General features: G+C 63.9%; 9 protein-coding genes and 1 tRNA gene. 3 read left to right on the top strand and 7 right to left on the bottom strand.

The genetic code is table 11. The features are described 5' to 3' along the window. The first annotated feature begins 8 nt into the window (after positions 1 to 8). A tRNA-Val gene (locus tag L2Y96_RS15935) sits at positions 9 to 83 on the top strand. Between the two features lie 115 nt (positions 84 to 198). Then, the gene (locus L2Y96_RS15930; protein ID WP_247328134.1) at positions 199 to 531 is read left to right on the top strand and encodes a lipid-A-disaccharide synthase N-terminal domain-containing protein; all 333 of its coding nucleotides are present in this window, start codon (positions 199 to 201) and stop codon (positions 529 to 531) included. Here the strand turns inward: L2Y96_RS15930 and metH are convergent. Genes metH through L2Y96_RS15915 form a run of 3 tightly spaced genes read right to left on the bottom strand, consistent with a single transcriptional unit; the run spans position 528 to position 5,244 of the window. Continuing rightward, entirely contained in the window at positions 528 to 3,227 is a 2,700-nt protein-coding gene (metH, locus tag L2Y96_RS15925) for a methionine synthase (RefSeq protein ID WP_343218416.1), read from the bottom strand. The two genes, L2Y96_RS15930 and metH, sit on opposite strands and share 4 nt — an antisense overlap. Further along, positions 3,224 to 4,306 (bottom strand): homocysteine S-methyltransferase family protein, encoded by a 1,083-nt coding sequence (locus tag L2Y96_RS15920; protein ID WP_247328132.1) that lies wholly within the window; start codon positions 4,304 to 4,306, stop codon positions 3,224 to 3,226. Before L2Y96_RS15920 ends, metH begins: the two co-directional genes overlap by 4 nt. A gap of 11 nt (positions 4,307 to 4,317) precedes the next feature. Next, entirely contained in the window at positions 4,318 to 5,244 is a 927-nt protein-coding gene (locus tag L2Y96_RS15915; RefSeq protein WP_247328130.1) for an ArsR/SmtB family transcription factor, read from the bottom strand. Between the two features lie 171 nt (positions 5,245 to 5,415). Between L2Y96_RS15915 and L2Y96_RS15910 the strand changes: the two genes are divergently transcribed. Further along, complete coding sequence (locus L2Y96_RS15910) at positions 5,416 to 6,576, top strand: acyl-CoA dehydrogenase family protein (protein ID WP_247328128.1); 1,161 nt, start codon at positions 5,416 to 5,418, stop codon at positions 6,574 to 6,576. Between the two features lie 66 nt (positions 6,577 to 6,642). On the opposite strand, the gene L2Y96_RS15905 is transcribed toward L2Y96_RS15910, so the two are convergent. The 4 genes from L2Y96_RS15905 to L2Y96_RS15890 form a co-directional block, all read right to left on the bottom strand. Beyond that, on the bottom strand, positions 6,643 to 9,036 hold the full coding sequence (locus L2Y96_RS15905) for a TonB-dependent receptor plug domain-containing protein (RefSeq protein ID WP_247328127.1): 2,394 nt from the start codon (positions 9,034 to 9,036) through the stop codon (positions 6,643 to 6,645). A 375-nt stretch (positions 9,037 to 9,411) separates the two neighbouring features. Continuing rightward, a complete protein-coding gene (locus L2Y96_RS15900) occupies positions 9,412 to 9,738 on the bottom strand; it encodes a BrnA antitoxin family protein (RefSeq protein WP_247328125.1) in 327 nt (108 codons plus the stop codon). Beyond that, positions 9,695 to 9,982, bottom strand: coding sequence for a BrnT family toxin (locus tag L2Y96_RS15895; protein ID WP_247328123.1), 288 nt, complete (start codon positions 9,980 to 9,982; stop codon positions 9,695 to 9,697). The genes L2Y96_RS15900 and L2Y96_RS15895 overlap by 44 nt, the downstream gene beginning before the upstream one ends. A 193-nt stretch (positions 9,983 to 10,175) precedes the next feature. Next, entirely contained in the window at positions 10,176 to 13,514 is a 3,339-nt protein-coding gene (locus L2Y96_RS15890) for a multidrug efflux RND transporter permease subunit (protein WP_425492430.1), read from the bottom strand. Positions 13,515 to 13,516 lie beyond the last annotated feature (2 nt).

Below are 13,516 nucleotides of genomic sequence, written 5' to 3'. Positions count from 1 at the left end.
GGCTCGATGGGCGGTTAGCTCAGCGGTAGAGCACTGCCTTCACACGGCAGGTGTCACAAGTTCGATCCTTGTACCGCCCACCATCGAATTTTTAAAACCCGGCCTCGCGCCGGGTTTTTTTTGCCCGGTTCCGACCACCTAAGCCCCCGGCAAGGCGTCACGCCTTAGAATCGCCGGACGCCCGCCCCGGACATCGCCATGCACGAAGCCCTTACCGAACTGCACCTGATCACGATCACGCCCTGGAAGATCATCGGCCTGCTCGGCACCTTGCTCTTCACGGCACGCTGGTTCGTCCAGTTCTACGCCACGAAGAAAAACAAGAAGGTCACCGTGCCGATGTCCTTCTGGTACCTGTCGGTCAGCGGCAGCATCCTGACCCTGGCTTACTTCATCTGGGGCAAGAACGATTCGGTCGGGATTATCCAGACGGCCTTTCCGATGCTGGTCTCGTTCTACAACGTGTTCGCGCACCTGAAGAATAAGGACACGAAGGAAACCGTGAAGCCCGGCGGCCCCGAAGATAATTAATCGGGGTCGTAATCCAGGTTGGTCGCCAGCCAGCGTTCGGCCTCCTGGCGGTCCCAGCCCTTGCGCTTGGCGTAATCGTCGACCTGCTCGCGGGTGAGTCGGCCCACCACGAAGTACTGGCTATCCGGGTGCGAGAAATACCAGCCCGAAACGGCGGCCGTGGGGTACATGGCCATGCCTTCGGTCAGCTCTACCGTGGTGTGCTTCGTCGCGTCGAGCAGCGAGAACAGCGTGCGCTTCTCGGTGTGTTCCGGGCAGGCGGGGTAACCCGGGGCAGGGCGAATGCCGCGGTAGTCCTCGTTAATGAGGGCGTCGTTATCCAGTGCTTCGTCCGGCTCGTATCCCCAGAATTCCTTGCGGACGCGCTCGTGCATCCGTTCGGCGAAAGCCTCGGCCAGGCGGTCGGCCAGTGCCTTGAGCAGGATCGATGAGTAGTCGTCGTGCGACGCCTCGAACCGTGCGACGTGGGCATCGATGCCGATGCCCGCGGTAACCGCGAAGCCGCCGACCCAGTCCTGAACGCCGCTGTCCTTTGGCGCCACGAAATCCGAGAGGCAGAAGTCCGGCCGTTCCACCGGCTTGTCGACCTGCTGGCGCAGGTGGTGCAGCACGGCCATGGGCTTGCGCTTCGCCGTGCCGGTTTCGGCGTATACCTCGACATCGTCGCCCACCTGCGCGGCGGGCCAGAAGCCGATCACGCCCTTGGCCGTGAGCCACTTCTCGGCAATGACCTTGTCGAGCATGGCCTGGGCGTCGTTGAAGAGCTCCGTGGCCTGGGTGCCGACAACGTCGTCGGTGAGGATGGCCGGGAACTTGCCAGCCAGTTCCCACGCGTTGAAGAACGGCGACCAGTCGATGTACCGGCGGAGCTCGGCCAGATCGTAATCGTCGAATACCGTGAGACCGGGCGTCTTCGGCGTGGGCGGTGTATAGGCCTCCCAATCGCCCTGAAAGCGTTGCGCGCGTGCCTTGTCCATCGAGACCAGGGTCTTGCCCGTGCCCCGGCCACGGTGGCGCTCGCGCACTTCGGCATACTCCGAGCGCACCTTGGCCATGAACTCGTCGACGAGGTCCTTGCTGACCAGAGACTGCGCCACGCCGACGGCGCGGGAAGCATCCTTCACCCAGACGGTAGGGGACTTGTAGTGCGGCTCGATGCGCAGGGCGGTGTGCGCGCGGGAGGTCGTGGCGCCGCCGATGAGCAGGGGCACATGGAATTCCTGGCGCTGCATCTCGCGAGCGACCTGGCTCATTTCCTCGAGCGACGGCGTGATCAGGCCAGAGAGGCCGATGATGTCGGCATGCTCGGCGCGCGCGGTATCGAGGATCTTCTGCGTCGGCACCATCACGCCGAGGTCGATCACCTCGAAGTTATTGCACTGCAGGACCACGCCGACGATGTTCTTGCCGATGTCGTGGACGTCGCCCTTGACGGTGGCCAGCACGATCTTGCCATTGCTGCGTACGGCCTCGCCTGAGCGTTTCTTTTCTTCTTCGATGAAGGGGATGAGGTGCGCCACCGCCTTCTTCATGACGCGTGCGGATTTCACGACCTGCGGAAGGAACATCTTGCCAGCGCCGAACAGGTCACCGACCACGTTCATGCCCGACATCAGCGGACCTTCGATGACATCGAGCGGGCGCGCCGAAAGCTGGCGTGCCTCTTCGGTGTCTTCCACGACGTACTGATCGATGCCATGCACCAGGGCATGGCTCAGGCGTTCTTGCACGCCCTTTTCGCGCCACGCGGCCGATTCGACCACGGCGGCTCCCTTGCCACCTTTGTATTTGTCCGCAACATCGAGCAAGCGTTCGGTGGCGTCGGGGCGGCGGTTGAGCACGACGTCCTCGACGCGCTCGCGCAACTCCTCCGGCAGGTCGTCGTAGATCGACAGGCCGCCGGCATTGACGATGCCCATGTCCATGCCCGCCGCGATTGCGTGGTAGAGGAACACGGAATGGATCGCTTCGCGCACCGGGTTGTTGCCACGGAACGAGAACGAGACGTTCGAGACGCCGCCTGAGATGTGCGACGAGGGAAAGCGCTTCTTGAGCTCGCGCGTGGCCTCGATGAAATCGACGGCGTAGTTGTTGTGTTCTTCGATGCCCGTGGCGATGGCGAAGATATTGGGATCGAAGATGATGTCTTCGGGCGGGAAGTTAAGCTGGTCGACGAGCAATTCATAGGCGCGCGAACAGATCTCGATCTTGCGCTCCTTCGTATCCGCCTGGCCGACTTCGTCGAAGGCCATGACGACCACGGCCGCACCGTACTGGCGTACCTTGCGCGCATGCTCGATGAACAGGGCCTCGCCTTCCTTCATCGAGATGGAGTTCACGATGCCCTTACCCTGCATGCAGCGCAGACCGGCCTCGATCACGCTCCACTTCGAGGAGTCGACCATGATCGGCACGCGGGCGATATCGGGCTCGGAGGAGATCAGGTTCACGAAGCGAGTCATCGCGGCTTCGGAATCGATCAGGCCCTCGTCCATGTTGATATCGATGATCTGCGCGCCGTTTTCCACCTGCTGGCGGGCGACGTCCACGGCCTCTTCGTATCGGCCTTCCTTGATCAGCTTGCGAAACTGGGCCGAGCCGGTGACGTTGGTACGTTCACCGACGTTGATGAAGTTCAGGTCCGGGGTGAGGACCAGCGGCTCAAGGCCGGAGAGGCGGGTGTAGCGAATGCTCATGCGGCTTCAGCTGTGCTCTTGGGTGCGCGGGGCGCGTACGGCGCCACGGCAGCGGCGATCGCCGCGATATGGGCGGGCGTGGTGCCACAACAGCCACCCACGATGTTGATCAGGCCATCCGCGGCAAAGCTGCGGATCGTCGCCGCCATGCTCTCGGGCGATTCGTCGTACTCGCCGAACGCGTTGGGCAGGCCTGCGTTCGGGTGCGTGCTGACGGCAGCATTGGCGATGCGCGCGAGCATGCTGACGTGCGGGCGCAGGTCCTCGGCGCCGAGCGCGCAGTTCAGGCCCACGGAGAGCGGCTGGATGTGTTCGACCGAGTAGAAGAACGCTTCGGCCGTCTGGCCCGAGAGCGTGCGGCCGGAGCGGTCGGTGATCGTGCCTGAGATCATCACCGGGACGCGGGCGCCCATCTGTTCAAACAGCTCGGCGAGGGCGAATAGCGCGGCCTTCGCATTGAGCGTGTCGAAGATGGTTTCCACCATGATCGTATCGGCACCGCCTTCGATCAGGGCACGAGCCGCTTCGATGTAGTTGGTCTTGAGCTCTTCGAAACTGACGTTGCGGAAGCCGGGGTCGTTCACGTCGGGCGAGATTGAGGCGGTGCGGCTGGTGGGGCCGATCACACCGATGACGAAGCGCGGCTTTTCCGGCGTCTTCAGGGTCATGGCATCACACACCTCACGGGCCAGCCGCGCGCCCTCGCGGTTCAGCTCGGGCACGAGGTGTTCCAGGTGGTAATCCGCCTGGCTCACGCGCGTGGCATTGAACGTGTTGGTCTCGATGAAATCCGCGCCTGCGTCCAGGTAGGCCTTGTGCACGCCCTGGATGATCGCCGGCTGCGTTAGCAGCAGCAGGTCGTTGTTGCCCTTCAGATCGCACTCGCCCGGGTGGTCGTGGCCATGGTCATGCGTACTGTCGTGGCCGCCGGCGAAGCGTTCGCCACGGTAGCCGCCCTCGTCGAGTTTATGGTTCTGCAGCATGGTGCCCATGCCGCCGTCGAGGATCATGATGCGTTCGGCGAGGCCCTTCTGGATCAGGGCGACGCGCTCGGGGTGGAGCCAGGGAAGGGTGCTCATGGGGCCTCCTGTCAGGGCTTGCGCGCAAGCAGGCTGATGACTTCGAAATGGGGAGCGCGGCGTTCGCGGCTCAGGCGGTCGCAACTGACGACATCCAGGCCGGCGTCGCGCGCCATGCCGATCAGGCCGTCGCGGCTGAAGCCGAGGTTGCGGTGGTCGAAGGGTTCAACGACGGCGCGGTGATCGTGTTCGCCAAGGGTCACGGCGAGCACACGGCCGCCCGACTTGAGTACGCTGGCGACCTGGCGGAACACATCGGCCGGACGCTCGGCGTAGGTGAGGGCGTGCATCATCAGCACAAGATCGAAGCGACGTTCGCCGAGGTCGAGCTGGTGCATGTCGCCCTGGCGCACTTCGACGTTGGTGAACTGCGCCAGGCGCTGTCGGGCTGCGTCGACGACGCGCTCCGAACTGTCGATGCACAGGATGGCGTGGGCGTGAGGCGCCAGGAGCTCGGCAGTGACGCCATCGCCCGACGCGATATCCAGTACGTCGCCGGTCTCAAGCAGCTGGAGCAGGGAGCGCGCCAGGGTTTCCCAGGTACGGCCCGGGGAGTAGTGGCGTTCCATGTCGCCCGCCACGGTGTCAGCCCAACCCTCGGTACTGGCACGCTGGGCCAGCACGGCGGGAAGGCGCTCGGCGTCTTCCCGGAGCAGGGCATCGCTCAGGGTGTCGCGCAGCGACCCGACCAGCGCGATCAGCGTAGGGTCGGCTTCGGTGTTCGCGCGATAATAGGCCGACACGCCAGCGCGGCGGTCGCGGACGAGCTCGGCTTCCTTGAGTTTCGCAAGGTGCGTTGAGACGCGCGGCTGGGCCAGGTGGAGCACCGCGGCCAGCTCGGCCACGGTCAGTTCCTCGCGATCGAGCAGGGCTAGAAGCCGCACACGCGTGGGGTCGGCGAGCAGCCGCAACACCGTCGAGGCCGTCGACAGATCCATCCCACATCCTTTCATCGCGATACAGAGATACTAAGGATGGGGCCGAAGCCCGCCAACGTCAAGTTCGCATGTTGCGGTGCAGGGCGGCTAAACCTCGAACGACCGTTAGAATGGGCGGATCGCTTCCCCCCAAAGACTAGCCGAGCCGCTTGCCGGCCCGAGGTATGACCCATGGATTTCCGCTTTACCGACGACCAGTTGTCGATCCAGTCCATCGCCCGCGATTTCGCCCAGAAGCGCATCGTGCCGGTGGCCGCCGAGCTCGACGCCAAGGGTGAATTCCCGCTCGAGAACATCCAGGAAATGGGCCAGCTCGGCCTCATGGGTATCGAGGTGCCGGAAGAATACGGCGGCGCGGGCATGGATCCGGTCGCCTACGTGCTGGCCATGGTCGAGATCGCCGCGGCCGATGCCGCCACTTCGACCATCATGTCGGTGAACAACTCGCTGTTCTGCAACGGCATCCTGAAGAACGGTACCGAAGAGCAGAAGCAGAAGTACGTCCGCGCTATCGCCTCGGGCGAGGCTATTGGTGCCTACGCGCTTACCGAGCCGCAGTCGGGCTCCGATGCGTCGAACATGCACACTCGCGCGGTGAAGAACGCCGAGGGTGACTGGGTCATCAATGGCAAGAAGAGCTGGATTACCTCCGGCCCCGTGGCGCGTTACATCGTGCTGTTCGCCGTGACCACGCCGGGGATCGGCGCCAAGGGCGTGTCCGCCTTCATTATCGACACGCAGCGCCCGGGGTTCCTGGCCGGCAAGACCGAGCCGAAGTTGGGTATCCGTGCGTCGGCCACCTGCGAAATCGAATTCCACGACTACGTGTGCCCGAAGGAAGACCTGCTGGGTGCCGAGGGCAAGGGTTTCGGCATCGCCATGGGCGTGCTGGATGCTGGCCGCATCGGCATTGCTTCGCAGGCCATCGGCATCGCCCGTGCGGCTTATGAAGCCACGCTGCAGTGGTCGCGTGACCGCAAGGCCTTCGGGACCCCGATCGGCACGTTCCAGATGACCCAGGCCAAGATCGCCGACATGAAGTGCAAGCTGGATTCGGCGCTTCTGCTGACCCTGCGTGCCGCGTGGACGAAGGGCCAGGTCGAGAAAACCGGCGGCCGTTTCGGCACCGAGGCGTCGATGGCCAAGCTCGTCGCGTCCGAAGCCGCCATGTGGATCACCCACCAGGCGGTGCAGATCCACGGTGGCATGGGTTACTCGAAGGAAATGCCGCTCGAGCGTTACTTCCGCGATGCCAAGATCACCGAGATCTATGAGGGCACGAGCGAGATCCAGCGTCTCGTCATTGCGCGTGCGGAGACGGGGTTGCGCTAAGCGCTGCCGAACGTCGACGAGAGAGGCCCTGGCATGCGTGCTGGGGCCTTTTCTTTTTCTGGCTGCCTACCAACGATACGCCACGCGCGTGTACAGATAACGCCCGCTATAACCAAACGGCGAGTAGTCCGGGTACGGCCACGTACCGCCCACCGCACCATCGCTCCCCGCTTTGTACCTCTGCGGATAGACGTTCGTGAGATTGTCGACGCCCGCGGTGAACGTCCAGCCATCGACGTTGTAGTTCGCGGAAAGATCGAGCAGCCAACGCGCTGGGAAGGTCTGGTCATAGCCGGGATTGCTCACGGGATCCTGATTCTGCCGGAACTGGCCGTAGCGGGTGAGGGTGCCGTGGAACGCCCAGTCGCCGAGGGTGTAGTCGCTACCTAGCGCGATCTTGTCACGCGGCGCGCCATCGGTGATGTAGCCCTGCGCGATATGGCCGACGCGGACGAGCTCGAGTCCGTTCTGCGCGAGCTGCGGCGGGTTCGGTGCCACTGAGAGGATCGTGGTGTGGTTGCGGTTGTATGCCGCCGTGAACTGCCAGACGCCCGACGCACCGAGATCAAGCCGGTAGCCGCTGCTGAAGTCGACGCCGCGCGTGCGTGTCTTCAATGCATTGGTGAAGTAGCTGCCGCCCTGGATGTTCGCGTAGCCCTGGCTGGTGAGGTACGCCTGTACGTCGTCACCAACCAGATTCTCCGACGGCACGACACGGTCACCGATCGTGATCTGGTAGACATCAAGGGAGAACGTCCAGGCGCCAGGCAGGTACGTCGCGCCTAGCGTGTAATTGTGCGATTTCTCCGCCTTCAGCGATTCCGCGCCGAGCGCCTGCGCCACCGGGTCGCTTACCGCGAAGTTGCGGATCTGCGTGGGTACGCCGCCAATCACGTTCGTTGACGTCGTCGTGTAGAACTGCTGCGCGAGCGATGGGGCGCGGAAGCCCGTGCCGGCGGTGCCGCGCAGGGCGAAGGTATCGGTGAAGTCGTAGCGGGCCGAGAGCGTGCCCGACGTCGTATTACCGAAGTCGGTGTAGTCCTCGTGGCGGATGGCAAGCGAACCGCTGAGCTTGTCGGTGATCTGGTTCTCCAGGCTGACGTACTCGGCGACATCGTGTCGCGAGTGGTAGCCGGAATCGCCTGGCGTAAAGCCGGGGAAGCCCTGTGAACCCGTGCCGTAGTACGACGCCGGGTCGCCCGCCTCGATGCCGTAGCGCTGGTAGAGATATTCCACACCGAACGCCACCGTGACCGGATTCTGCAACCAGCCGACCGAAACATCCTTGGCGATGTCGATGTCGAAGGCCTTCTGCGTGGAAACGAGCCGGCCGGCGTTGAAGCTCGTCGGGCTGGCAGCGCCGAGGTCGACGTTCAAGGTGTGGATCGGATCGATACTGACGTGGTCCCGCCCATAGTTCCCGCTGATATCCCAGCGCCAGCCGCTCTCCGTCGTGCCGCGGACACCGGCCACGAGCGCACTGTCGATCGAGCGCACATCGTTCAACGGGAGGAACCCATTCGGATAAATCGAAGGGACGTTGCGCGTGCTGTTATACGCGCGGTACAGGGCGGGCGAGGTGCCCTCGCGGCTACTGGTGCTGGCGAATGAGTAGAAGTCGGCATGCGGTGTCAGTGCGTACTGCACGTTCAGCAGCGCCTGGTGGTTGGTGATGTCGGGCTCGCCGATGCGCTGGGTTTTCTCGCCGTAGACCGGAGAGGTGGGGTCGCGGAAATCACGACCCCCGCGGTTGGTGGCATCGGCATGGCCATCGACGACGCTCAGCCGCGCCCAGCCTTTATCGCCGCCGAGCGGCACGCCAATGCTGGCCTCGCCCTGCCATTGCTTGCCGTCGCCCGCGCTGTAGCGCCCGGCGGTGATGCTGGCTTCATTGCTGCCGGGCTTCGCCGCACCCTTGAGCACGATGTTGATGACGCCAGCGATGGCATCCGAGCCGTATTGCGCGGAAGCGCCATCGCGCAGCACTTCGATATGGTCGATGGCGGAGATGGGAATCGAGTTCAGGTCAGCCGGCGCGGAGCCGCGACCCAGCGCGCCCTGCAGGTTGAGCAGCGCCGTGGTGTGCCAGCGCTTTCCGTTGACGAGCACCAGGGTCTGGTCGGGTGAGAGACCACGCAGGGCGGCCGGGCGCACGATGCCCGAGCCATCGTTGCCGGGCGCGCGTGGGAAGTTCAGTGAGGGGACCAGGCGGGACAGGACGGCGGCCAGTTGGGTATCGCCTGCGGATTGCAGATCCTTCGCCGTCACGATGTCGATGGGTGACAGTGAGCTTTCCTGGCTGCGGTTCACCGAACGGGTGCCAGTGACGACCACGGAATCGAGCTGGGTGGGCGATTTCGCCTGTGGATCCTGGGGCGTCTCCTGCGCGCTTGCGACCGGCGTAGCGATGGCTGCGGCGATCAGAAGGGGGAGGGCGAGGCGACGAGGGGCGTACGGCATGGGGGCAATCCTGGTGATCGAGCGATGGGTAAGCGGCGCCATTCGCGAAAACACACGCGAACGACGCTAGCTCGCCGCGGAGGCGATAGCTTGTAGAAACAGAGGGGGGATGCGAGGAGAACCGGCGGTCAGGTGACGCCGATCGCGCGCAAGCGCGCTCCTACAGAGGGCGGCTTAGGCCCGACAGCAGCAACAACACGCCGCGACCAGCAGGGTGGTCGGCAGGGAGGGCGTGTTGTAGGTGTGCTGCTTGGTCGGGGTCACGTAAGCCTCGTATGGGTGGCCCGGTGAGACGTCTGGACGGCCAGATCGTTTTTTCATGCTGTGGCATGGCGGGAGCGATGTCAACCGCACAGGCCCGGATGGGATGGCGGCTTAGCGCTTGTGACCCGGTGCGGCGTGGGCGTTCATGTACTCACGCAGGACCTCGTTGATCCGCGTCTGGTACCGCTTGCCGGTGCCGCGAAAAAACTCGAGCACGTCTTTGTCGATCCGAAGCGTGACCTGCTGCTTGTTCTCAAGGGAACGAAGTGGGCCGGGCATGTACCACGTGTCATCGATACGCTGCTGCGGGATGTCGCTGAAATCGATGGGCCGACGCTTCAATGCCTCGAGCTGCGCGACTTCTTCCGCCGTGAGCTCGCGCGGCTTGTCGGGATCAAACGTGTAGCGAACGGTTTTTCCAGTAGAGGAGGGCTTCATGGCGTGTGGCTTCCCGGGCTGATATGAGACGGATCGTGTCGCCGCGAACCGTGTAGACGATGAAGAGCGCGTTGCCGTTGAGAGCGGCGATGGTGGTGAAGCGATCCTCTTCGTGGTCCCGGTGATCAAGTCGCTCGAAGCGCCAGCGATCGTGGAGGGCCTCTGATGCGGTGGAAAATCCCAAGCCGTGCTTTCGCAGGTTGGCAGCCGCTTTCGCTTCATCCCATTCGAACGAGATGTTCATCGTTATTCGTAGCCACGAATGTAACTACAAATGACACGGCGTAGCAAGTCAGTCGTTGGCATCATGGCGTCTCCATCAGGGGATGGAGAGCATTCCCGAGGTGCCCTCGGCGCCGCTGTCGGATCACTGCGCGAGAGTGTGTAGGCCTCGCCCAAAGAAAAAGCCCGGCTTTCGCCGGGCTTTTCGTTTTGCCTTACGGGCGATCCGTTCCGCGTCGCGGATCCGAATCGAAGGCCCTGACATCACCGACGTTCGGGGCGTGGGGCGCCGCGTTCACCGGCGGGGTGCCGCCGCCCTGCGGGCCGCTACCACCACCGTGGGGGCCGTCGTGGCCATCGTGGCCGCCATCACCGTCGTCACCATGGTGACGGATGGTGTGCGAGACCTCTTCCAGCTTGTCACCCAGCATGCGGCGGACGATCACGTAGAACACCGGGATCAGCAACAGGCCCAGGATCGTCGCGAACAGCATGCCGCCGATCACGCCGGTACCGATCGCGTGGCGGGAGTTGGCGCCCGCACCCGTCGAGATAGCCAGCGGTAGCACGCCGAGGATGAAGGCCAGCGAGGTCATCAGGATGGGGCGCAGTCGCAGGCGAGCCGCTTCCACCACCGATTCCTTAAGCGTCTTGCCGTGGCCCTGCTGCTCCACCGCGAATTCCACGATCAGGATCGCGTTCTTCGCGGCCAGGCCGATCACGGTGATCAGGCCGATCTTGAAGAAGATGTCGTTAGGCAGGCCACGCAGCTGCGAGAACACCACCGTACCGAGCATGCCGAGCGGGACCACCAGCAGCACCGCCACCGGGATGGACCAGCTTTCGTACAGCGCGGCAAGGCAGAGGAACACGATGACGATGGACAGGACCATGAGCATGGTGGCCGAGTTACCCGCCAGGATTTCCTGGTAGGACTGACCGGTCCAGTCGTAGCCAAAGCCCTTCGGCAGCTTGTCGTTCACGATGCCTTCGACAATACCCATCGCCTGGCCGGTCGAGTAACCGGGTGCTTGGTTACCCACGATTTCCACGGCCGAGTAGCCGTTGTAGCGGGTAAGGCTGGGCGAGAGGTTCGTCCACTTCGAGGTCACCACGCTCGACAGCGGGATCATGCTGCTGTCGGTGCTGGTCGAGGCGCTGGAGACGCCAGAGGTGGTCGAGGTCGAAGACGATGCGAGCGTGCTCGGCGTGAAGATGTGATTGAAGGCGTCGGTGCCCATGCGATAGGGTGCATCGGCCTGCAGCATCACGCGCTTCACGCGGCCGCCGTACTGGAAGTCGTTGATGTACACCGGGGCCAGGGTGAGCTGGATCGCGGTGTAGATATCGCTGACCGACAGGCCGAGGGTCTGCGCCTGCGTACGGTCGACACTGACCTGCAGCGTCGGCGAGTCTTCCAGGGTGTTCGGGCGGATACCCACCAGGCGCTTATCCTGCGCGGCAGCGCCGAGCAGCATGTTGCGGGCCTGGGTCAGTTCCGTGCGGGACTGGCCGGCACGGGCCTGCAGGTACATATCGATACCGCCGAACTGCGACAGGCCGCGGATGGTGGGCAGGTTCACCACGAAGATCGTGGCATTGCGCACCGCCTGCATCTTGCCGTTCATCTGCTGGATGAACTCGGCCGCGGTCTGGCTACGATCCGACCAGTCCTTCAGGCGGATGAAGTTCATACCCACGTTTTCGCCCTGGCCCAGGAAGCTGAAGCCAGAGATCTGGAACACGCCATCGACCGACGGATCCTTCAGCAGGACGTCGCGCATGTCCTTCTGCACGGCCTGCGTACGCGCCAGGCTGGCGCCCGGCGGCAGCTGCACGATCGCCAGTGCGTAGCCCTGGTCTTCGTCGGGGACGAAGCTGGTGGGCAACCTGGTGAACAGGAAGCCGCAGAGGATCGAGATCAGCACGAAGACGAACATCCAGCGCGGCGCGTGACGCACGGCCGAGGTGATGTGGCCGGCGTACGTGTGCGTGGTCCAGTCGAACACCTCGTTGAACTTGCGGTAGAGGACGTTCTTCTTCTGGGTGCCGTGGTCGGCCTTGAGGATCGTGGCGCAGAGGGCCGGGGTGAACGACAGGGCGAGGAAGGCCGAGAAGCCCATCGAGACGGCGATGGTCAGCGCGAACTGCTTGTAGATGATGCCCGAGGCGCCCGGCTGCAGGGCGGACGGGATGAACACCGCCGCCAGCACCACGGTAATGGCCACGACGGCGCCGGTGATCTGACCCATCGCCTTGCGCGTCGCTTCCTTCGGCGGAAGGTTCTCCTCCGACATGATGCGTTCGACGTTCTCGATCACGACGATCGCGTCATCCACCACGATACCGATGGCCAGCACCATGCCGAACAAGGTCAGCTGGTTGATGGTGAAGCCCAGCGGCGACAGACCCAGGAAGGTGCCGAGCAGGGCCACCGGGATGACCAGGGTGGGGATGATAGTGGCGCGGAAGTTCTGCAGGAACAGCAGCATCACGAGGAACACGAGGATGATCGCCTCGACGAGGGTGTGCACCACTTCCTCGATCGAGATCACCACGAACTTCGTGGATTCATACGGCGCGAACCAGGTCACGCCATCCGGGAAGCTCTTGGCGAGGTCAGCCATCTTGGCGCGCACGGCGTTGGCCACGTCCAGGGCGTTCGCGCCCGGGAGCAGCTGCACACCGAATGCACCCGTCGGGATACCGTTCCACTCGGTCGCAAAACCGTAGTTCTGCGGGCCGAGCTCCACGCGGGCGACGTCCTTCAGCTTCACCACCGTGCCATCGTTATTGGCGCGGAGAATGATGTTGGAGAACTCTTCCGGCGTGGTGAAGCGGCCTTCCGCGGATACCGTGGCGCTGAAGCCCGTGCCGTCGGTGGCCGGATCCGAACCGATCGAACCGGCGGCGAACTGCACGTTCTGCGTAGCCAGGGCCTGCTGCAGGTCGGTGGCCGAGAGGCCGTAACCGCGCAGCTTGTCCGGGTTCAGCCACACGCGCATGCCGTATTCGGCACCGAGCTGGCGGGTGCTACCGACGCCCGGGATACGGGCGACCTGATCAAGCACCTGCGACGACACGATGTCCATCAAGCGATGGCTATCGATCGCCGGGTTCGACGAGGTGAGGGCGATGAACATCAGGAAGTCGGGGTTGGACTTGGCCACCACGACGCCCTGCTGGGTCACTTCCGACGGCAGGCGCGGCGTGGCCAGCGAAACCTTGTTCTGCACCTGCACCTGGGCAATGTCAGGATCGGTACCGGTTTCGAAGGTCAGCGTGATCGTGGCCTGGCCCGAAGAGCTCGACTGCGAGCTGAAGTACAACAGGTGGTCGATACCCGTCAGCTGCTGCTCGATCACCTGGGTCACGGTGGACTCGGTGGTATCCGCGCTCGCACCCGGGTAGTTCGCCGTGACGACGACCTGCGGGGGCGCGATATTCGGATACGACTCGATGCCCATGTTGAGCAGCGAGATCGTGCCGGTAAGGCTGATCAGGATCGCCACGACCCACGCGAAGATGGGGCGGTCGATAAAGAAACTCGGCATGA

This window comes from Luteibacter aegosomaticola (assembly GCF_023078475.1).
Lineage (GTDB): Bacteria > Pseudomonadota > Gammaproteobacteria > Xanthomonadales > Rhodanobacteraceae > Luteibacter > Luteibacter aegosomaticola.
The sequence above is the reverse complement of the archived record's forward strand: the minus strand, read 5'-3'. Positions and strand labels throughout refer to the sequence as shown.

Coding starts and splice junctions, on each gene's coding strand:
- L2Y96_RS15930 (WP_247328134.1), top strand. CDS start 199: ATGCACGAAGCCCTTACCGAACTGCACCTGATCACGATCACGCCCTGG.
- metH (WP_343218416.1), bottom strand. CDS start 3,227: ATGAGCATTCGCTACACCCGCCTCTCCGGCCTTGAGCCGCTGGTCCTC.
- L2Y96_RS15920 (WP_247328132.1), bottom strand. CDS start 4,306: ATGAGCACCCTTCCCTGGCTCCACCCCGAGCGCGTCGCCCTGATCCAG.
- L2Y96_RS15915 (WP_247328130.1), bottom strand. CDS start 5,244: ATGGATCTGTCGACGGCCTCGACGGTGTTGCGGCTGCTCGCCGACCCC.
- L2Y96_RS15910 (WP_247328128.1), top strand. CDS start 5,416: ATGGATTTCCGCTTTACCGACGACCAGTTGTCGATCCAGTCCATCGCC.
- L2Y96_RS15905 (WP_247328127.1), bottom strand. CDS start 9,036: ATGCCGTACGCCCCTCGTCGCCTCGCCCTCCCCCTTCTGATCGCCGCA.
- L2Y96_RS15900 (WP_247328125.1), bottom strand. CDS start 9,738: ATGAAGCCCTCCTCTACTGGAAAAACCGTTCGCTACACGTTTGATCCC.
- L2Y96_RS15895 (WP_247328123.1), bottom strand. CDS start 9,982: ATGAACATCTCGTTCGAATGGGATGAAGCGAAAGCGGCTGCCAACCTG.
- L2Y96_RS15890 (WP_425492430.1), bottom strand. CDS start 13,514: ATGCCGAGTTTCTTTATCGACCGCCCCATCTTCGCGTGGGTCGTGGCG.